Origin of the sequence: Pseudoalteromonas sp. SM9913, from assembly GCF_000184065.1 — a bacterium.
GTDB classification, from domain to species: domain Bacteria; phylum Pseudomonadota; class Gammaproteobacteria; order Enterobacterales; family Alteromonadaceae; genus Pseudoalteromonas; species Pseudoalteromonas tetraodonis.
Window position 1 is genome coordinate 2,814,545 of sequence record NC_014803.1, and the last position, 20,238, is coordinate 2,834,782.

The 20,238-nt window shown below is 39.5% G+C and carries 18 protein-coding genes; all 18 read right to left on the reverse strand.

All coding sequences use genetic code 11. The features are described from left to right. Window positions 1–511: 511 nt before the first annotated feature. Window positions 512–1,372, reverse strand: coding sequence for a copper resistance protein B (locus PSM_RS12935; RefSeq protein WP_004589262.1), 861 nt, complete (start codon window positions 1,370–1,372; stop codon window positions 512–514). After that, on the reverse strand, window positions 1,369–3,192 hold the full coding sequence (locus tag PSM_RS12940; RefSeq protein ID WP_013465888.1) for a copper resistance system multicopper oxidase: 1,824 nt from the start codon (window positions 3,190–3,192) through the stop codon (window positions 1,369–1,371). Before PSM_RS12940 ends, PSM_RS12935 begins: the two co-directional genes overlap by 4 nt. Before the next feature lie 27 nt (window positions 3,193–3,219). Then, window positions 3,220–3,690 carry a YybH family protein gene (locus PSM_RS12945; RefSeq protein WP_024596192.1) on the reverse strand — a complete coding sequence of 157 codons (471 nt, stop codon included), beginning with the start codon at window positions 3,688–3,690 and terminating at the stop codon, window positions 3,220–3,222. Between the two features lie 15 nt (window positions 3,691–3,705). After that, window positions 3,706–4,593 carry a copper resistance D family protein gene (locus PSM_RS12950; protein ID WP_024596191.1) on the reverse strand — a complete coding sequence of 296 codons (888 nt, stop codon included), beginning with the start codon at window positions 4,591–4,593 and terminating at the stop codon, window positions 3,706–3,708. A gap of 19 nt (window positions 4,594–4,612) precedes the next feature. After that, window positions 4,613–4,960, reverse strand: coding sequence for a copper resistance CopC family protein (locus PSM_RS12955; protein ID WP_004589258.1), 348 nt, complete (start codon window positions 4,958–4,960; stop codon window positions 4,613–4,615). Between the two features lie 24 nt (window positions 4,961–4,984). After that, the gene (locus tag PSM_RS12960; protein WP_013465891.1) at window positions 4,985–6,817 is read right to left on the reverse strand and encodes a 2Fe-2S iron-sulfur cluster-binding protein; all 1,833 of its coding nucleotides are present in this window, start codon (window positions 6,815–6,817) and stop codon (window positions 4,985–4,987) included. After that, entirely contained in the window at window positions 6,817–7,428 is a 612-nt protein-coding gene (locus tag PSM_RS12965; RefSeq protein ID WP_232311327.1) for a PepSY domain-containing protein, read from the reverse strand. The genes PSM_RS12960 and PSM_RS12965 overlap by 1 nt, the downstream gene beginning before the upstream one ends. 88 nt (window positions 7,429–7,516) lie before the next feature. Further along, a complete protein-coding gene (locus PSM_RS12970; protein ID WP_004589255.1) occupies window positions 7,517–10,681 on the reverse strand; it encodes an efflux RND transporter permease subunit in 3,165 nt (1,054 codons plus the stop codon). Window positions 10,682–10,695: 14 nt separating this feature from the next. Next, window positions 10,696–12,438 carry an efflux RND transporter periplasmic adaptor subunit gene (locus PSM_RS12975; protein ID WP_004589254.1) on the reverse strand — a complete coding sequence of 581 codons (1,743 nt, stop codon included), beginning with the start codon at window positions 12,436–12,438 and terminating at the stop codon, window positions 10,696–10,698. Then, window positions 12,438–13,865 (reverse strand): TolC family protein, encoded by a 1,428-nt coding sequence (locus PSM_RS12980; RefSeq protein ID WP_004589253.1) that lies wholly within the window; start codon window positions 13,863–13,865, stop codon window positions 12,438–12,440. The genes PSM_RS12975 and PSM_RS12980 overlap by 1 nt, the downstream gene beginning before the upstream one ends. Further along, window positions 13,865–14,362: a DUF411 domain-containing protein gene (locus PSM_RS12985; protein WP_004589252.1), complete on the reverse strand. Its 498-nt coding sequence runs from the start codon at window positions 14,360–14,362 to the stop codon at window positions 13,865–13,867. Before PSM_RS12985 ends, PSM_RS12980 begins: the two co-directional genes overlap by 1 nt. A 107-nt stretch (window positions 14,363–14,469) precedes the next feature. Continuing rightward, window positions 14,470–14,835 (reverse strand): hypothetical protein, encoded by a 366-nt coding sequence (locus PSM_RS12990; protein ID WP_010558035.1) that lies wholly within the window; start codon window positions 14,833–14,835, stop codon window positions 14,470–14,472. A 157-nt stretch (window positions 14,836–14,992) separates the two neighbouring features. Next, the gene (locus PSM_RS12995) at window positions 14,993–15,340 is read right to left on the reverse strand and encodes a hypothetical protein (protein WP_016899198.1); all 348 of its coding nucleotides are present in this window, start codon (window positions 15,338–15,340) and stop codon (window positions 14,993–14,995) included. A gap of 12 nt (window positions 15,341–15,352) precedes the next feature. Beyond that, entirely contained in the window at window positions 15,353–15,670 is a 318-nt protein-coding gene (locus PSM_RS13000) for a hypothetical protein (protein WP_008109627.1), read from the reverse strand. Continuing rightward, complete coding sequence (locus PSM_RS13005; RefSeq protein WP_013465892.1) at window positions 15,667–16,704, reverse strand: hypothetical protein; 1,038 nt, start codon at window positions 16,702–16,704, stop codon at window positions 15,667–15,669. The genes PSM_RS13000 and PSM_RS13005 overlap by 4 nt, the downstream gene beginning before the upstream one ends. Window positions 16,705–16,912: 208 nt before the next feature. Further along, complete coding sequence (locus tag PSM_RS13010) at window positions 16,913–17,275, reverse strand: hypothetical protein (RefSeq protein WP_024595179.1); 363 nt, start codon at window positions 17,273–17,275, stop codon at window positions 16,913–16,915. 192 nt (window positions 17,276–17,467) lie between these two features. Next, entirely contained in the window at window positions 17,468–18,850 is a 1,383-nt protein-coding gene (locus PSM_RS13015; RefSeq protein ID WP_008464132.1) for a PhoH family protein, read from the reverse strand. Continuing rightward, a complete protein-coding gene (locus tag PSM_RS13020) occupies window positions 18,847–20,208 on the reverse strand; it encodes a PhoH family protein (RefSeq protein ID WP_013465894.1) in 1,362 nt (453 codons plus the stop codon). The genes PSM_RS13015 and PSM_RS13020 overlap by 4 nt, the downstream gene beginning before the upstream one ends. Window positions 20,209–20,238: the final 30 nt, after the last annotated feature.

Here is a 20,238-nt window from a genome sequence, read left to right on the forward strand (position 1 = left end):
TTAAACAGCTTTAACTTCACAAGTATAAAAGGGGTGTCTAATTTATACTCATGAGATTGAAGCCAAGCATGAGCACCATTAAAAGAAATAAAAACCCTACGCTCATAACTAGGTATTGAGTAATGGATCATTTTTCCAATTGTTCAGCTTTAAGCGCAGTACTTTGCAACAATCGGTTCTATCCCGGGCACATCCAATTCCCGTTCATCAAAAGTGATAAAATGGCCTATTGTACGTCTTTCAATGGCGATGTTTTTTGCCTTGACTCTTTAACCTTAACCATTCGCCAACTTTACTTCTTAGCTGATATTCCACCTTGATAGGTATACACCAGACTGGCACCGATTGAAAACAAGAAGTAGCTTACTATTACTGCTCTTAGTTCTTTCCAAAAAAACTATTAGCTAGGCCTTTCCTAACATAACTAAAATGGTTTAAATCCCAAAAAACGAAAGCTACCATCAATATAGTTGCGGTAGCTCTCATCAAGTCAATATAGTATTTCTTCATATCAGAGCCAGAACTTGATACCTGCAACAAAAGCAGTATCACGAGTACTTTGCCCATTTAACTTCGCAAAGTCGGCTGTATTACCAAATTTATTTGTCCACTCAACGCCAACATAGGGAGCAAACTGGCGGGTAAACTCATAACGAACCCGAAAACCAATAGCACTGCTAGACAAGCCACTACCAAGGTTATTTTGGACGTCATCCTTACCGTAAAGCGTCAACTCTGCTCGTGGTTGAACAATTAACTTTTGAGTAAGTAATAGCTCATACTCAGCTTCGATCGAAAATGCACTATTACCTTGCTCTCCTAAATACGCAGTCATATCAATTTCAAACCAGTAGGGGGCTAGACCTTGTAAACCAAAAGCTAGCCATTTGCGGTTTTCACCTTCGTTATTGTAATCAAGTCGAATACCGACTTGTGTATCCCAATAAGCAGATATTGCGTGGCCCCATAGAAAATCTGTTTGGTTCTCCTCTAAATTACCTTCGCTAAAATCTCCTTCAGTTTTGATGACTAATCTATCAAAAGTAGTGCCATACCATGCCTGAAAGTCAAAAACACCTGCGTTTGTTTGCTCATTATATTCAAGACGATCCCCTAGTAGCGCGTAAAATGAATGCTCATCTGCCAAAGTCAGTCGTTTGTCGCTACTGAGTGCATAAGGACCTTCAGTCAAAGTTGTACCTGCTGCATAAGCATGGGGGTCTCTAGCATCTTTAGGTGCATCTCCACCTTGTGCTTGCATTTTAGAATCACCCATCTCAGTCATCTCATCTTTTGCAGATACAGATACACTTATAAGGGGCAAACCTATTAATAATAGTCTTAACGTATTGGTTAGTATTAATTTTTTCATGATACAACTACCTCTCTAAACATACCTGCATCCATGTGGAATAATAAATGGCAATGCCATGCCCAGCGACCTACGTCATGAGGTGTTGTTAAAAAACTAATTCTTTGCGCTGGTTGTACAGGGATAGTATGGCGACGAACCTGTACATCACCTTTTTCATTCTCCAAATCGCTCCACATACCATGCAGGTGCATGGGATGTGTCATCATTGTATCGTTTTGTAAAATAACTCTTAAACGTTGATTATGCTTCATGTGAACTGGCGTGCTTTTTCCAAATTCCAAGCCATCAAATGACCAGCTATAACGCTCCATGTTTCCAGTTAAATGTAATTCAATTTCAGCCTCTGGCTCTTGCTGGTTTGTAATTCCCTCAAGAGAATGTAAATCTGCAAGTGTTAAAACACGGCGTCCATTTTTACGTAAACCTATACCGGGATCATCAAGGTTTGTTCTAGGCATATCAACACGCATATCAACAGAAGCTCCATACTCTGTTTTTGCATGACGCACTTTAGTGCTAGCAACAGCTAATGGGTTTTTAGTCATTCCATGTTTACTATGATCCATTGCCATCGCTCCATGACCCATTGCACTATGATCCATTTTATTAGAATTCATGCCCGACATGTCTGCCATACCTGCCATCGCGGAATGCTCACCACCTTGGGCCATATTCCCCATCATATCTGTCATCGTTAACCATTCAACGGGATCTAGAGCAGGTACTGGTGCATCAATATTAGGTGCCATTGATAAAGTACCTTTAGCATAACCTGAGCGATCCATGCTTTGTGCAAAAATCGTATATGCATCATTTTTTGGCTCGACAAGTACATCATAAGTTTCACCGGGACCAAATCTAAATTCATCTACTGTCACAGGTTCAACATTTTGTCCATCAGCTTGTACAACTGTTAACTTCAGCTCAGGTATTCTTACATCAAAAAACGTATTGCTAGAACCGTTAATAAATCTAAGCCTAACCTTTTCGCCAGCTTTAAACATTCCACGCCAGTTTGTCAAAGGCGCACAACCATTCATTAAAAAAGTCATTGCAGATGCTGATAAGTCTGCAAGATCTGTAGGGTTCATTCTCATTTTATTCCACATTTCCCGGCGTTGTAGCGCATTTGAAACGCTGCTATTTGAAATGTCATCAAAAAACTCTGGAACAGTAGGTTGATTAAAGTTAAATACATCGCTCTGTACTTTTAACTTGCGGAACAAATCCATTGGGTCATCATCAGTCCAATCAGACAATTGGATAACATGCTCATTGTCAGCACTAATAATATCCTTTTCTCTTGGCTCAATAATTAATGCGCCGTACATACCTGTCATTTCTTGAAAGCCACTGTGTGAGTGATACCAATATGTGCCGCTTTGTTGCAGCTTAAATTTATAAACAAAGGTTTCACCCGGCATTATACCTTTAAAGCTAATACCCGGTACGCCATCCATTTGATACGGAAGAATGATCCCATGCCAATGAATTGAACTCGGCACTGATAATTTATTAGTTACCCTGATAGTAACGTCATCACCTTCTCTGAGGCGCAAGGTAGGAGCTGGTATTGAGCCATTGATTGTTGTAGCCATTCTTACAACACCTGTGAAGTTTACGGGTGACTCATCTATCACCAGATCTATTATTTCTCCACTTAGTTCGGGCACAGTACCTGTTATTGTTCCAGCCACTAAAGATGAAGCAGCATGAAGAATGCTTGGAAAAGCAGCTAATATACCGCCAGCAGCTAAACCTTGTACAAAGCGTCTACGCGGTGTAGAAATTTGATGTAATGGATCTTTAATTCTCATTTTACTCTCCGAGGTTTGACCAATAAATTAGTGTGACCAATGAATGTGCTTAATTTTCCATTCACCGTTTTGCTTTTCGAGAACCATTGTTTCCATCCCTTGATAATCACGTTCTTCACCATTGTAAGTACCTTTAGTTTGACTACGCGAGGCAGAGATAGCTGTATTTCCAAGTATCGTCACTTGATGTTCAAGTGTGTCGCTCTTCATCGCTGCTAAATACTTCATATCCGACAACATATGATGATGAGCATATTCATCAGCGCTCCTTTCAACGCGGCCTCCCTCGAAAATGGTGACATCATCCGCTAACTGCGCTCTAGCCTGTTTTTGATTGCCAGTTTCAAGTGCTTGATGAAATGCCAAAACAACTTTTGCGGCTGGTGTATCTACACCTTTAAACAATCCTTTGTCTTTATTCTTATCACCATGAGCGTTTGCTGCGAAACTAAACGTCATTAATAAAACGAGTAGGATATTTATTGTTTTCATTTTCATTTTCTCTTTTAGGTTTTAATTTGCAGGGCCAACAACACTAGTAAGCCCAGCCGTTACAGATAAAATGGCAAAAGCTACTACCATTTCTATCGAGATAGATTTAGATAAAGCCTCTCTGCCTTGACTATTTTTAAGTTGTGGAACGAGTATTAGTTTATGTTTAGCAGCAAGTGCCAAAATAGACACTACAAGGGCCAATTTAAACAACAGTGTTTGTCCGTAACTTGAGCTTATTAGTGCATCAAGACTTCCGACCAATTGAATCACGAGCCAGAGGCCTGCTACCAACAATAGGCTCAATGTAAAACTTGCTTGTTTGCCAAAGCTTTCCATCAGCAAATGAAGTTCTGCATAACTTAGCTGATGGCAAGCCTGTTTTAGTGGCAATAACGCCCCAAACCACCATGCCATAACGAGCACATGCAAAATAAGCAAGCCTTTTTCAATTGTGCCTAACTCAGAAATATGACCCAGTAACGTGAATGAGTATGCAAGGATTAATAAACTCAACATTAAAGCGCTTTGTTTTAAGTACGAGTTCACAGCGAGTTTGAACCTTAAAGCTAAAGCGATTATTGCGGTAACTAGCCCAAGCGCTCGAAGCAAAGCTCCAGTGCCGACAGAGGAGTCCCACATAATAGCCAATATATCAGCGTCTATCGCCCCCTGAATTCCCTCTTCTGCCATTGCACCAGTACTGGCAAAGAACCAAGTAATATTAGCGATCAAAGCCATAACTATATAAGTTCTTGTCCACGTTAAATTCGCTATTACAGCATTAGTATGAGATTCATTATTCTCAAATATTTGCCTGAAAAATGTATAACCAGCAATACAGGCAAAGCCGACGTAAAATACAATTTTTGACAGTACAATGACTGTATTCCAGATATACATTTCCATATCAATCACACCGCCTATTTTAGTGAACCATAAAGCCGAAGCTATGTTTCATTTTATGACCATCGTTACCTAAGAAGGTTACATCCACAGCATAGTTTGCAGGAGCTAATTTAGGTAGTTTCCATGTAAATTTGCTAGTAGCGACTTTAGAAGGCTCGAATCCAAATTTAAATTCTTCGCCTTGTTTATTGGCCAATGAAACTTTTACAACCCGTACCTCTTTGGTGAACACCAAAGTTAACTCTTCTGGAGGATTCATTAGCATTGCATTATCAGCAGGCACACTTTTTTCAAGATGCACATGCGCAAATACCGCACTACTAAAAACGACACTGATTACGGTTAAAAATTTAATTAATGTTTTCATATATACCTCTATTTATTTAATGGATTAACGACTAAATTTATCTTTGAAAATTTTATTACTTGGAATCCCAGCATCTGTAATTATTTTTTCCACTTCACTCATCATTGCTTCTGGACCGCACAAGTAAAACTCAGCCAAAAGCAGTTCTGATTTTTGGTTCATATACGGCAGAAGTACTTTTTGAACATAGCCTGAGTGCCCTTGCCATTCTTCTGAAGGATTAGAAAGAGTAGGAATATAAGAGAAGTTTTTATGCTTCTCACTCAGTGACTTCAATTCATTATGGTATAGCAAGTCATCTTCAGTTCGCGCACCATAGATAAGAGTCAAACCACTTTTATCTTTATGCTTTTTCAACTGTTCAAAAATAATAGACCTCAGTGGTGCAAGTCCTGAACCCGCACCAATAAACACGCGACTAACTTTTTTATTTGAAGTGGCATAAAAATCAGAAAAAGGGCCTTTTGCAGTTATCGTTTCACCTACTTGGAGTGAACCTAAATAACTTGAACCTATTCCTGCTTTAAAACCATTCTTTGCGGTCTGCCAACGGATATTAAACATTAACTCATCAGACTCCTCGTCAAAGTTAACTAATGAGTAGTGGCGAGTTACACCGTTATGAGAAAATTTTCCATGATAGTAGCTATCCCAGTATTTTTCATAGCACTCTGGCATATCATCTGGACGTAAGCTATTCATCCCTGCTGGCACATCAAATTGCATATATGCACCAGCTTTAAATGCCAACTGTTTGCCTGATTTCAGCTTAAATTTCACTTCCTTGATAAAAGGAGTAATGAAATTAGTCGCAACCACAACTAGCTCATGATTTTCAATATTGCGATCAGTATTAACTTCAATCGAACTAATTTCAGAGAACCTATGCTGACATCCAAGCCGATAACCTTCCTTAAGTTGCTCCTGAGATAAATGTTCCTGTTCAGATAGTGTGATAGGTAATTTAGTTGAACTTAAGAACACGCATTTGCCACAAGTACCGCCACCACCGCAACCTGAAGGAAGGTATACATGTGAACTAGCTAGCCCTTCTAGTACAGTTGAGCGACCAACTGCTGAGATGTCAGTAATAGTATTTTCATTGGAAAACGTCACTGCCACTTTTTGCCTGTTAGTGCCCCAACCTAGCTTCAGTAAACCACTTCGATACTGTTGTATCAGCCAAGTAACACCAGTAATTGAAAGGAATAGCGTTGCAAAAGCAAATGCAATGATCAACCAATGGTTAAATCCTCCAGAATTGCCATAGTCCATAAAGTGAAGCTTCATCATCAGATCTTTCAATCTGAAATCATCATTGGCATGGCGAAGTACTTGACCTGTAATACTATCTAAATAAATAGTTGTATTGTTCTCATCCTCAACGGCAACTTGCCACATAGGATTTTGCTGCCTTACGTGATCAGAAAACGGAGGTTGAGATAACACTGGAGTAGTTAACTTACCCTGTCCTGAGTAGGAGTTTTTTGCCAAAGTTAGTACTTGTTCTTCAGACAAATTAAATGGCTTTCCTGTTACAGCATCAAATAGCTTTGAGTGGCGTTCTTGATAGCTATGCTGCCCCTTATCGAACACAAAATGATAGTAAGGCTGATGTAAAACCCATATAAGGTTTACTTCCTGCGGAGCATTACTAGTAATGTCTTTAATAGGGAATAGGTCAAAGCCTGTAATGCTACCTTCATGATGAGAATGAACTTTAAGTTCATTACCACTGGCTTTACTGTGATCCATCAAATTGAAGTAAAGGCCCGTTCCCAACCAAATAAGCAGTTGTAAACCAACAAATAAAGAAAGCCACTTGTGTATCGTTGTATTTAACTTAAATAGTCGCATCAAATGACTCCCTTTTTATTTGGGGAAAGCACTCGGTAATAAGTCAATACTGCGCCAGTAATTGCTCCCATTAGACCTAGAGTTGCGACCAAGAACAAAAACCAGTTAGATACGTTTTCTCCATCATAGTAATCCATAATGTGGAACCGCCACATCCAATCAAACAATCGCCAGTAATCATGACGCTTGGCAACAAGTGATCCTGTTTGTTGACTTATATAAAATGTCGGTGTGGAGAATTGCTCAAACGTCACTCTCCAAACAGGTAAATGCCTTGGGGACAACTCAGCAGGCAAGTTTGTCGCTGACTTAATCAACCTTACGCTGTCGATTTGATGATTCAGCGCATAATGGTATTGTGCGATTTCTTTAGCCTTGATTTCATCTACAAGTGCCTGAACAGCTCCAGTTTTAGCATCTATTGCTACTTTTCCATTTTCTCCATTAATAAAAGAATACAAAGGACGGCCCATACTTTGAGTAAGTGTAACTTGGCTAGCTTTAGGATAATCCGCAGCTAGCTTTACAATGGAGTAATCCATACTTGCTAAATCTATTTTGGCTTCCTCACTCTTAGCCAAGGTTTCGCCGTGTATATAGTGAATATCCATAGTCACCATATACACGCCTGTAATAGACCAGAAGAGGAATTGTATTCCGACAAATGCCATTAGCCATTTGTGATATTTTCTAGCCGTGCTAAGCATTACTTTTTAGCTCCGCCTTAGAAAGCTCCTTGTTAAAGGCGTTTAATTCTGGCTTTTTAACGATTGAGTAAATTACTGGGAGCACAATAAGAGTGAGTAGCACAGCACTTGTCATTCCGCCTACCATAGGTGCAGCAATACGACTCATAATCTCCGAACCTGTTCCTGTACCATATAAAATGGGCATCAAGCCGATAATGATTGTTGCAACTGTCATCATTACTGGACGAACTCGTAAGCCTGCACCGTGCAATAATGCATCTTGATATGCATCATCAGAGATAGGTTCAGCTCGCTCTTCAGCTTTTTCCTTAAGCTCAGCAAGTGCCTGATTGAGATAGACCAACATTATCACACCAATCTCAACCGCTACCCCAGCTAGAGCAATAAAGCCCACGCCAACAGCCACAGAGAAGTTAAACCCTTCCAGATACATCAACCATAAGCCACCAATCATCGCCATCGGCAAGGTAACGATAATGATAGCCACCTCACTAAACGCTCTGAAGTTTAAGTAAAGTAGAATAACAATAATGGCGAGTGTTAAAGGCAATACATAGGTGAGCTTTTCTTTCGCTCTTTCCATATATTCGTATTGCCCAGCCCAAGTAATTGAATAACCTGCTGGTAGTTTTAGATTATTAGCCAAGTGTATTTTTGCACTTTCAACATAAGTACCTACGTCAACACCGTCTATATCGATAAACGTCCAGCCATTTAAACGAGCATTTTCACTCTTAATTCCCGGCGGACCGTTCTCAACTCGAATATCTGCGACATCACCTAGTGCAATGCGTTGACCACTTGGTGTTACAACAGGTAATCGTGATAGCTGCTCAGGAGAGTCTCGATAGTCTTGCGGATAGCGTAAGTTAACAGGGTAACGCTCTTGACCTTCTACCGTTTGGGTAACGTTCATACCACCAATAGCTGTAGAAACCACTTGTTGAACATCTTCGATGTTTAACCCAAAGCGACTTGCCTTATCGCGTGAAATATCAACCTTGATATATCGTCCACCTGCAACTCGCTCTGAGTAAACTGATGCTGTGCCTGTAACTTCGGGTAAAATTTGCTCTATTTGTTGGCCGATTTCCTGAATCACATCAAGCTCTGGTCCGGCGACTTTAATACCCACAGGCGTTTTTATGCCTGTTGCTAACATGTCGATTCGGGTCTTGATTGGCATAACCCAAGCATTCGTTAAGCCCGGAAACTTAACCAATTTATCAAACTCAGCTTTTAACGATTCAGTAGTCACACCCTCTCGCCACTGCTCTCGTGGCTTCAATTGAATAAAGGTTTCAATCATGGTTAAAGGTGCAGGATCGGTTGCAGTTTCAGCTCTTCCTACTTTACCAAATACAGTTTCAACTTCTGGCACAGTGCGAATAAGCTTGTCTGTTTGCTGCAATAACTCCCTTGCTTTACCAATTGAAATACCGGGATAGGTAGTAGGCATATACATGAGATCGCCTTCATCCAATGGCGGAATGAATTCACTACCAATTTTATCGACAGGCCAAAAGCCAACGATAGTCACTAATATTGCTGCTACTATTGTCGATTTTGGAAACTTCATGACTTGCTTTAAAACAGGCATGTAGATAGCAATCAATAATCGGTTTAACGGGTTTTTCTTTTCAGAAACAACTTTGCCTCGAATAAAGTAGCCCATCAAAACAGGCACCAATGTGATCGCCAAACCTGCTGATGCCGCCATTGCATAGGTTTTTGTATAGGCGAGCGGAGAGAACATTCTTCCTTCTTGCGCTTCCAAGATAAATACAGGTAAGAATGAGACTGTAATGATCAGTAAGCTAAAAAATAGTGCAGGGCCTACTTCACTCGCAGCCTTAGCAACAATTTGCCAGCGATTTTCATCTGTTAGTGGTGTTTTCTCCATATGCTTGTGCATATTTTCAATCATCACTATTGCACCATCAGTCATCGCACCAATCGCAATAGCGATACCGCCTAAAGACATAATGTTGGCATTGATGCCTTGCATATACATGATAATGAACGACACCAAGATACCTAATGGCAGAGTAACAACTGCCACAATAGATGAGCGAAGATGAAATAGGAAAGCCACACAGACAATAGCAACGACTGCAAGCTCCTCTAGCAACTTGCTCCAAAGATTATCAACAGCACGATCTATTAACTTCGATCTGTCATAAACAGGGACAATCTCCACCCCCTCTGGTAGAGAAGATTTAAGCGATTCAAGTTTTTCTTTTACCCCGTTTATGGTTTGTTGAGCGTTTTCACCAAAGCGCATAACGACAACACCACCAACAACTTCGCCTTCACCATTAAGCTCTGCGATACCACGGCGCATTTGAGGCCCTAAATTAACGGTAGCAACATCACCAATACGCAATGGCGTGCCTTGTTCGTTAATACCAAGTGGGATTTTCTCTATATCACTAACTGATTGAATATACCCCGTTGCGGTAACCATATATTCAGCTTCAGCCATTTCCACAACGGATGCGCCAGTTTCTTTGTTCCCTTTTTGTAAGGCTATTTGTATTAAACTTAGAGGAATATCGTAAGCTCTCAATTTATCAGGATCTACTTGCACTTGATACTGCTTAACCATACCACCAACGGCGGCAACTTCGGACACGCCCGGAACAGTTTGTAGTTCATACTTTAAGAACCAGTCTTGAATGCTTCTTAATTGGCTTAGATCATGGTTTCCAGACTTATCTGTTAAAGCGTAAATGTATACCCAACCCACACCTGTTGCATCAGGTCCTAATTGAGGTTTTGCCGAATCAGGCAGGCTTGATGCTACTTGGCTTAAGTATTCAAGTACTCTGCTTCTAGCCCAATACAAATCAGTATCGTCATCAAAAATAATGTAGACGTAGGAATCACCAAAAAATGAGTAACCACGAACAGTTTGCGCCCCCGGCACTGATAACATCGCTGTAGTAAGAGGAAATGTCACTTGATCCTGCACTACTTGTGGTGCCTGTCCCGGATAGCTCGTCTTAATTATCACCTGCACATCAGAAAGATCGGGGAGTGCATCTACTGGTGTTTTTTGTAATGAATACAAACCACCAAACGCGATAATTAAGGTAATCAACAAAACAAAGAAACGATTGCCGATAGACCATCTAATAATTGATTCAATCATTATTTTTCTCCCACTTAATGATTAGAATGATCAACAGCAGCTTTATTTTCCTTGCCGTGTTGTTCATCTGATTCAAGAGAAATGTCAGTGATAACTAAGTCATCTCTAACCTCAAAAGTGAAAGTGACATTATCACCGACATTGAAATCAACCATTTCTATATTGTCCGCGACGATAAAATCCATCGTCGCAGCAGGTCTATCCCATTTCTCTATTGGGCCTCTGCTAATATTTAGAATCCGTGTATCAATATCAATCGCATTAATCAAACCAGATACTGTTGCTGATGATACTTCAGGCTCACTCATGATATGAATTCCAGTAATTTCATATCCACCGTCTTCGGTTTTGCTCACTTCAAAGTGCAAAGATTGACCTGACTTTAATGAGTCAATATCGACTTTTTCAGCCACAGTAAAATCCATAACCATTTCAGGCCAATCCCAAGCTTCAGCAGGGCCATGTGAAATATTAACCATGCGGTGCCCTGCCATAACACTATTAACATCCCCTTGCATCCAAACAGAGTTAGGCACTTCATCATGAGTCATTCGTTTAAAGTCAGAGCTTTTACTTGATTCAGAATCAATCAAGAATTGGGCAGATGTCACCACAACGTCATCTTCATTTAAGCCGTCTAATATTTCGATGCTGTCGATATCAACCCGGCCAATAGTCACTTCAATAGATTTAAATTGCCCATCACCTAACGCAAGTACTACTCTGTCCTGTTTACCTGTTCTAATAACGGCTTCTTTAGGCACGAGGATGGTGCTATCAGCTTGATTAGCGTGAATAGAGACTTGTGCAAACATATTTGGTTTTAATTGATAGTCTGTGTTATCAAATTTCAATCTCACTCGGAGTGTGCGTGTTTTACTGTTCAATGTTGGATAAACATAATCAACGACACCAGCCCAGTCCTCACCGGGTAAATAATCCAGTGTCATTGATACAGGAAGTCCTTTTTTAATTAAGGCTGCGTCACGTTCAAACACTTCTGCTTCAACCCAAACTTGATCTAGCTGGCCAATGCTTAATAAGGTGTTTCCCGGCTTTACATAAAAACCTTCTCTAACCTTCAAACCATCGACAACACCTGCTTGTGGTGAATAAAAGGTAATTGTTTGCTGAACCTTTCGTGTCTTTTCTAGCTTTTGAACAAAGTCTGCTGAAAGCTGTAACGCTTTTAGGCGATCTTTGGCTGCTGAAATTAAAGAACTATTGTTGCGCTTTAACGCTATTAACAGCTCTTCCTGAGCATTAACTAACTGAGGAGAATATAGTGTATAAAGAGGCTGCCCTTTCTCTACAGGGTTACCTGCTGCTTTGATGTAAAGTTTATCAATCCAGCCATCAACCCGTGGGTGGATATGAATTAGCTTATCTTCATCATATTGAACATAACCTACCGTTGAGATTTCAGTATGCATATTTTTCAGTTCAACAGGTGCAGTGCGAACCCCAAGGTTATTCACTACATGAGGCGCAATTTTTACTGCTCCGGGGCCAAAGTCATCACCAGATGATCCTTCCTCATACACTGGAATTAGATCCATCCCCATAGGCGACTTACCGGGCTTGTCCCGGCGGTAATTAGAATCCATCGGTGCAACCCAATACAGAGGCTTTTTTTCTCCTGATGTTGCTTCATTACTATTACTGTTTGAGCCAGTACCTTGATATAAACTCAATGCTCCAGCACCAAGTGCTGCCCCAATGATGATGGCAATAATTGTTTTTGTATTCGTTGACATTATTTTTCTCCAAATTGCTGACTGGATAAGTGCTGATTAGTTTTGTGTGAAGTTTGCATCGACTTATGTTCAGCATTTGAGTTAGATTGAGAATGCGCAAAGAAATAGTTGATACGAGCAACTGTTTTAAGTGCGTCAACATCAATTCTTAAAGCTGATATTCTGGTATTTAATTCGGCAATTCTTGCTCGAACAACTTCGGCAAAATCGCCATCATCATTTGTGTAGGCTGTCAATGACGCTTCTGCTTGGTCATGAGTTTGTTTAAGGAGTTGTTCTTGATAGATAGATTGTCTATCTGATAAGCGTTTAAGCTGTCTTAGTTCTTTTTCTAAAACACTGATCATTTGCTTTGTCAGTAATAGTTTCTCGGTTTTAATAGTCTCTGAATCTGCAATAGAAGCTGCAACTTGCTTATCTTGTCTGTTCTCGGTAAACAAGGGTAAATCAAACGTTACCCCAACAGAAAATAAATCAGCTCGGCTATCACCAGAGGGCATATTGTCGCGATAGGCATAACTAGCATTAACACCCCATTGCGGCTCATATTGCTGTTTGGCTAACTCAATTCCTTTTTCTGAAGCTTTGCGTTTTATATCAATCGCAAGTATGGCTGGGTGATTCGAAAGCTCCTGAGCCAATAGATTTCTTGAGTAATTAGATGCTTTTAGGACTGTTGGATTATTCAATTGAATCGAAGGCAATTCTTTTGAGACGCTAAACTCTAATGGTTGCGCGTCAAAGTTGAATGATTCATTCAAACGATCCGCATCGTAAATATGAAGCCACTCATTGAGACGAGCGATTGTCGTTTCTAGTTTCTGCTTTTGCGAAGTTAATCTGTCATCTAACTGCACGATTTCCAACTGAGCACGAATAACATCTTGCTGTCTAGTTTTACCAACAACGTTTGAATAGCTAGCTTTAGCCACTTCCGCCATCTGCTCAAAGAGAGACCAATCATCTTCAATCAATTTAATAGTTTGTTGGGCTAAGTAAGCATCTAACCAAAGTTGTGACACTTGGCTTTTCAACTTAGCTTTACGATCCTCTCGTAACAGTGGAAATTTCGTGGACTCAATTTGTAACTGGTCTTTCTTGATCTCTAGACTGTCGCCTCTCGGAAACATTTGAGAGACGCCAACCTTTAGCTGAGTCATTCCTTCCTGATCTAAATCCCAAGTATCTGTTGGTAAATTCATTATCCCTAGCGATACTTTCGGATCAGGCAAAGTACCTGAAGCAATACTTCTATTTTCAACTGCACTTTGTTTCAATCGGCTACCATGAAGCCAAGGATCATTTTGCTGAGCTAAGGTGATAGCTTGTTCAAGCGACACTACTTTCTCAGCTTGAGCTGAGAATACAGATAAGCCGAGTATTAATGCAGTTGAAAGTGAAGTAAGGTTTGAAGAGTTCAATTTCATTAGAATTGCTCCTCGTATGTCTTAACTTTTGCATAGACTTTGCTCGTTCCATCTTTAAATAGAATTAACACGTTGTATGGCATAAAGCGGTCATCGACTTCCATACCGGGAGAGCCAACTGGCATTGCTGGAACTGAAAGCCCAATCGCATTGGGATGTTCTTCTGATAAGAACTGCTGAATAAATTTAGCAGGTATATGACCTTCAAAGGCAAATCCATTTCTACTCACTGCCGTGTGGCATGAACGGTAATTAGGTTTGATACCATACTTAGTTTTGATGTTGCCGATGTTTCGGAAATCTTTGGAATGCGCAACGATCCCTTTGTCTTCAATATGAGTTATCCATTTTTTACAACACCCACAAGTAGGGGTTTTATAAACGATTAACTCCAAAGGTGTTACGTCGTTATTGTGTGCATGGTTATGTTCGTTGGCGTTTGCAAACGCAGGTGAAAGCAGCATTACTACTGCTATTTTTAAATACTTATTGATCATTTTTGCCCCCAGACATCGCTGGAAAATATCTATAGCGCTACGACGCTATATTGACTAACAGAAAAATTAATTACATGTGCGAGAAATTTGGACGCACTAATCCTGTATTAGGCAAAAATTGGTGGACGATAAAGGGAAGTGGAAATTGAATGAGGTTGTTTAGATTGCAGAGCAGCTACAGATTCACTGAATATTTGAATATCTGTCGAATCAATACTGGAATTTAGGACTGTCGTAGATGAGCAAGCATTTGCAGGACAAATACATTCAACGTCACAACAATCTTCTGATTGACCATTACTGCTTTTATTCATATCACCATGATCCATGTTCATGTTCATGTTCATGTTCATGTGTGATTCGTGAGAACCTGATGACATTTCGCAAGGCATAGCAGAATACGCAAATGCTTGCCCTACAAAGGCAACCAGCATAAGCGTCATTACTAAGACTTTTGAAAATGCTTTAGACATAAAATTCTCTTACAAATATACATCTCTAATACTAATGCAAATTTTTGACTAAGTCAATTGATGCTGTATAAACATTTATGAATATTTGATTATCGTCAAATTTTTCAAAGAGGTAAGTGACAAATAATAATCTCATCAGACTTCTTATCTTCGCTATTCAATGGCTTTTATTTTGAGACTTAAGTTGCTCTCTCATTTCTAAAACTCGATCTGCCGAATAAGCTCCTGCTCTCATAACAACCAGTTCAACAAATGAAATATCAATTAACTTATGGTCAGCATCAATCACATAACAACTCCCACTATGTGTGTATATTTCTAACTTATCCTCATCAGCAGATTTGCTAACAATCTTTGAAGTCACGATTTGCTGAAATGGCCGAAACCTGAATGTTTCATCTTCAATAACCCCCCCTGATAAAAACTCGCCAAGAAATATTTTTTCAAATTCTTTATAGTCGTAAACAGATACTATGTAGGCATCCTTTAAATATATTCTATCCAACGTATTCCCTTACTAATAACTAGCCGGGAGCATATCTCGCAGCTCTAATAACTCATTAGGAGAATACATACACTCATGCATTAAATTAAACTCAAATGCATTTACATCAAACTCTTTAGATTCAGCATCTAAGATATAAAAGTCAACACCAAAGCACTTACTTTCTAGACCATTGATTTCCAAAACCTTTATCGTGAATAAAGCATCTCCTTCTTTACCATTTTCATTTTCGTCAGCAAATGTGCCGTAAAGCACCCGTTCAACTTTTTCCTCTGTATCAGATTGAATTGAGATAAGTTTTGCGTTGGTTAGTTTTACTCTAGGTCTCATGCTTGAACTCCTTTCATATCTTCTACAGAAAAAGGACGAAAAAAACTTAGATATTTAACCCCATCAACTTTAAGCAAATTGTTGTCAGCATCAAAATGTGACAGAACACTAGATTGATACAACGAAATGTATTTTTCATAATCGATTGTGTTAAAAAAGTTGGTATCAACGCGCCTCGCATAAAAAACAAGATCTTGCTGTTCGATACGAACAATGAACTTCTGATCGCCATCTAGATTTTTGACTCGTAGACATAAATCAGGTTTGTGCCAATCAGATACAAAGGAAGGAATCAATGGGAAGCCATATACCAAATAGCGCATACCTTCGATTTTGAAGGTTGTTGGATTGAACTGAGCCTTATTTACTTTGCCGCTACTGAATAATTCAAGTGTCAACACCAGCCAGTGCACATGCTTAGAAAATGTATTTCCTTCAGAAATACAGCCTTCAAACTCACCATTATGGTTTACATGATTGATGTACATGTATTTTCTAATGTCATCCAAGGAAAGCTTTTCAAACGGAAACTTGCAAGCGATTAGCCTGAAATAACAACCATGAACTTTTAAATCTGCATATTGAACTATCAACGGATCATCAAAGGCATCAAAGTATGGTCGCCACTCTAAGCGGAAGTCTGCACCTGTATTTACAATAAACTTGGCATTTTCAGGCAACCCTAAAACTTGGTATATCACTGAAACTAACTCTAATGTTTCGATATCTACCAGCATCAGGCTTTCAATACGGTTTGCCATTGACTCAATTTCTTTATGAAGCGATTCAATAATTTCTTGATCATCGTATTCGTTGATCATTAAATATTTCAGGGAATCGTGCTTTAGAATTGAGTCCAGCTTTTTCTTTTCAAATACTTCAGAGAGATATTTATGGGTATCAGAAAAATGAGGGCAGTTATAAACACCTCTAGCCCACAGGCCTTGGGCGTAAAGATCAGGAAACTCTAATAACTCAGCAAACTCTTTTGCTTGTTTATTGAGCTTATTCTTTAATTGATAAAGTGAGATCACTTAGTTCTCCAAACAACTTTCCAATAAACAATGGCCTACCAACACATTGCTTTATTTATTGTTCAAATAACCAAATTTTTACGGATGCTCCGCTTCACTGTTCACGTTTTTCAAGGCGAAAAACATGTGTAGGCGTAGGCTGTCCGCACAACCTTTCACTCATAATATCGCTAAATTTTTAAATGGCAACTTACGGATTTGTACAAAATCAGTCAGAAATTTTGGCTTTGAACTCATCAAAGCTAAGTCCGAAAAGGGATATGACTAATTCTTCATTTATATTGGAACCGGGAAATTTTTTTTCAAAATTTCCAATGATGCTATCTAGGTGGCTAGCTAATATTTTTACTAAAAATATTTCCGAGTTTGGTGAGAGAGCAGACAGTGCTATCAATGGGTTGTCAAAGGATTCAGCTTTTATTTTTACTAGTAAATCGCTGTAACTGTTACAGTCATACAGACAAATAGCTAGGGCTTCTTGGGCTTGTCCAAGGGGAATAGTTAATAATTTAGATAATCGTTTTGCCTGCCTTTTTATATTTACTAGCAGGTCTTCTTTATTAAAAGACATCAATACACCAAAAAACGGCAACGCTAGGCCACGCACCTATGTCACTCAGTTTTTGTGAATATTTAATCTTTTAGTTCAGAGTAAATCCATTTCGTCCTGTTTTCGTGGGAACGGGCTTCTCTGAAAAGCCACTGCAAAAAGCAGTGGCTATTGTCGCAATATTATAAGGAAATGTGAATTGTAGTTTGATGCCTACATGTTCTTTTCAGTGAATTCAGCCAAGCTACTACGCTCTACTTCATCAAATATCAATACTGAGCCTTTTTCATAGTTTCTATACACGTTAACAGCCGCGCTAGCACCTGAAGATGCGGGTGTGACAAACTTATCATCAATCTGGGCTAAGTTGCCCAACACGATTGTGCGACAATTTTTGCCACCACGGCTTAACATGCCCTTAATTTGCGCTCTAGTCATGTTTTGAGCTTCATCAATGATTAAAACAGCATCGTCTATTGAACGACCTCGGAAGTAAGCCATACTAGTAAATTCTATATTGGCTTTTTCGATCACATGCTCAACAGTTGCACTAATATTACCTTCATTGTTATCACCTGAATGCATTGATATAAGCGCATCTGTTATACCTGCTAATAACGGCATTGATTTCTCTGTCAGGTCACCGGGTAAAAACCCCGGATCATCGTCCATAAAGTCTCTGGAGCGCACCACAACGATTTTTTTGTACTTTTTTAACTCCAATACTTGATGCAGCGCCGAAGCAACTGCTAAAAAAGTTTTTCCGGAGCCAGCAGGGCCAAGGATGATATTTAAGTCATAATATGGATCTGTTAATTGGCTTAAAGCTACTGCCTGACGCTGATTTTTAGGCAAAATGCCCCATACTTTTTCTTGTTTACGAGGCAATAACTTTGTGAATACCTCAGTATCTGTTACTTCTGAAATTCGCCCAATGTGTCCAGCTTCATCGTACCAATACATGTTTGGCTGAACTTCATCATTAAATAGACTTATTGGGAAAGTATAAACTTCTCCTGAAACCTTGAAGTCTTTGTCTGATTTAATTCGATCAAAAAGATCTCCTTTAAAGGCTTGTACCCCTGTGTATAAAAGATCAATATCTGATATTTGATTATCTACGGCAACGTCTTCTGCCATGACCCCTACGGTTCGAGCTTTCAAGCGCATATTAATGTCACGGCTAACAATTACTACGTCTTTATCTAAGTCCTTCTGAAGATACAGTGCATAGTTAATTATTCTATTGTCAGCGTCACTTCCAATACCGTGCTTTAACTCTTTAGCCATATCGAGCTGGGTATCAATTCCAATAAACAGTTTTCCTCGTTTAGCTGTTTCAGTAGAAGGCAGTGGAATACCAGCTTCCATCTCTTCTGCACTGTGCCCATTGATTATATCTTCAAGCATACGAATACATACACGAGCATCAGCACTAACCGATTTGTTAGTTCTTTCTTTTAAGTTATCTAATTCTTCTAGAACTGTTAGGCAGATGTAAATATCATCTTGATATGACAGGATACTTTTTGGATCATGAACCAACGCAGACGTGTCAAGAACACGAGGGTTTCGGTTTTCAACAGAGCTTTTCATGACGCAGCCCTCCAAAAGTTTGCATCGTTGCTAGAATGCGTGTTGTACTTACATCCCAAATAACAAATACTCTGTAAAGATTGGCTATTGTGGGAATGCTTAAAGTCGTTACAAAAATCCATGTTTAGAGAAATTCTTTTTACTTTTTCTACAGGCCAATAAAAACAAGGGGGTAAAAACTTTAAAATCTTTCCAATTCGGGGTTGTAAAATCACCACCGCATTTTGAATACTACGTCCGCGCATAAAGTTCACCGACTTAAACTGAATATTGGCTTTTTCCATAATGTAATTACGGCTCGAAATTGGGTTTTCATCACCTTTATGCAGCACTTCTAAGGTATCGGTTATGGCAGCCAACCAAGGCGCCATTTTTTCTTCCTCGGTACCAGGCAAAAAGCCAATTGATTCTGCAATTTCAGGGGTATTACGGGTTACAATGACTTTGTCGTAAATACCTTTTTCAATCACCATCTCTAGCGCACACGCAAGTGCCAGTAAAGTTTTACCACATCCCGCAGGGCCGGTTAAAATAACAAGCTCAATAGACGTGTCGAGCAAGGCATCAAGAGCCATTGCTTGGTAAATATTTTTTGGCTTTATTCCCCATGCACTTTGATGCATCAATCGCTCTGCACCAATATCTTTAATGGTAATATGCTCACCATCATACGATTTAACTCTAGCGGCAAACTGATCGCCATCATCAAGTAAATATTCATTACAAAACACATCAGGAATTAAATCTTTAGGGATATGATGAACTGTTTCACGTCCGTGTTGCTCAGTATTACACTGGCCGACATGCTGCCAAAAATCGCCCTCAATTTTTTTATGACCACTGGTGAGTAAATCAATATCGTCAATTAATTGATCAGTACGATAGTCTTCAACATATTTAAGCCCCGCCCCTTTGGCTTTTAAGCGCATGTTAATATCTTTAGTTACTAATATGACTTTTTTATCGCTGTGCTGGTTTTGTAAATGCACCGCACAATTAATAATACGGTGGTCGTTTTCATTGCCCGGCAAACCAGAAATAGAATCGGCAAATAAATGGTCGTTTACAATAATTAAGCTGCCTGTCGATCCGCCTTGTTTATTCCTTGGCAGCGCCACACCTTGTAACATTTGTTCGGGAGTTGCCTGACTCAACACCCCATCAAGGCCACGAATAGCCACTCGCGCATCGCGGCTCACATCGTGTTTTCTATCTTTTATATGATCAAGTTCTTCCAATACGGTCATTGGGATAACAACTTGGTGCTCTTGGAATGACAAATACGCGAGGGGTTCGTGAAGTAATACATTGGTATCTAGCACATACATTTTACTATCAAAATTTGAAGCTTTTCCCATAGTACTTTCCTTACGTTTTATGATTTTTAT

Excerpts from the sequence above, each read along its gene's own strand:
- PSM_RS12935 (WP_004589262.1), bottom strand. The coding sequence starts at position 1,372 with ATGAAAAAATTAATACTAACCAATACGTTAAGACTATTATTAATAGGT.
- PSM_RS12940 (WP_013465888.1), bottom strand. The coding sequence starts at position 3,192 with ATGAGAATTAAAGATCCATTACATCAAATTTCTACACCGCGTAGACGC.
- PSM_RS12945 (WP_024596192.1), bottom strand. The coding sequence starts at position 3,690 with ATGAAAATGAAAACAATAAATATCCTACTCGTTTTATTAATGACGTTT.
- PSM_RS12950 (WP_024596191.1), bottom strand. The coding sequence starts at position 4,593 with ATGGAAATGTATATCTGGAATACAGTCATTGTACTGTCAAAAATTGTA.
- PSM_RS12955 (WP_004589258.1), bottom strand. The coding sequence starts at position 4,960 with ATGAAAACATTAATTAAATTTTTAACCGTAATCAGTGTCGTTTTTAGT.
- PSM_RS12960 (WP_013465891.1), bottom strand. The coding sequence starts at position 6,817 with ATGCGACTATTTAAGTTAAATACAACGATACACAAGTGGCTTTCTTTA.
- PSM_RS12965 (WP_232311327.1), bottom strand. The coding sequence starts at position 7,428 with ATGGATATTCACTATATACACGGCGAAACCTTGGCTAAGAGTGAGGAA.
- PSM_RS12970 (WP_004589255.1), bottom strand. The coding sequence starts at position 10,681 with ATGATTGAATCAATTATTAGATGGTCTATCGGCAATCGTTTCTTTGTT.
- PSM_RS12975 (WP_004589254.1), bottom strand. The coding sequence starts at position 12,438 with ATGTCAACGAATACAAAAACAATTATTGCCATCATCATTGGGGCAGCA.
- PSM_RS12980 (WP_004589253.1), bottom strand. The coding sequence starts at position 13,865 with ATGAAATTGAACTCTTCAAACCTTACTTCACTTTCAACTGCATTAATA.
- PSM_RS12985 (WP_004589252.1), bottom strand. The coding sequence starts at position 14,362 with ATGATCAATAAGTATTTAAAAATAGCAGTAGTAATGCTGCTTTCACCT.
- PSM_RS12990 (WP_010558035.1), bottom strand. The coding sequence starts at position 14,835 with ATGTCTAAAGCATTTTCAAAAGTCTTAGTAATGACGCTTATGCTGGTT.
- PSM_RS13000 (WP_008109627.1), bottom strand. The coding sequence starts at position 15,670 with ATGAGACCTAGAGTAAAACTAACCAACGCAAAACTTATCTCAATTCAA.
- PSM_RS13010 (WP_024595179.1), bottom strand. The coding sequence starts at position 17,275 with ATGTCTTTTAATAAAGAAGACCTGCTAGTAAATATAAAAAGGCAGGCA.
- PSM_RS13015 (WP_008464132.1), bottom strand. The coding sequence starts at position 18,850 with ATGAAAAGCTCTGTTGAAAACCGAAACCCTCGTGTTCTTGACACGTCT.
- PSM_RS13020 (WP_013465894.1), bottom strand. The coding sequence starts at position 20,208 with ATGGGAAAAGCTTCAAATTTTGATAGTAAAATGTATGTGCTAGATACC.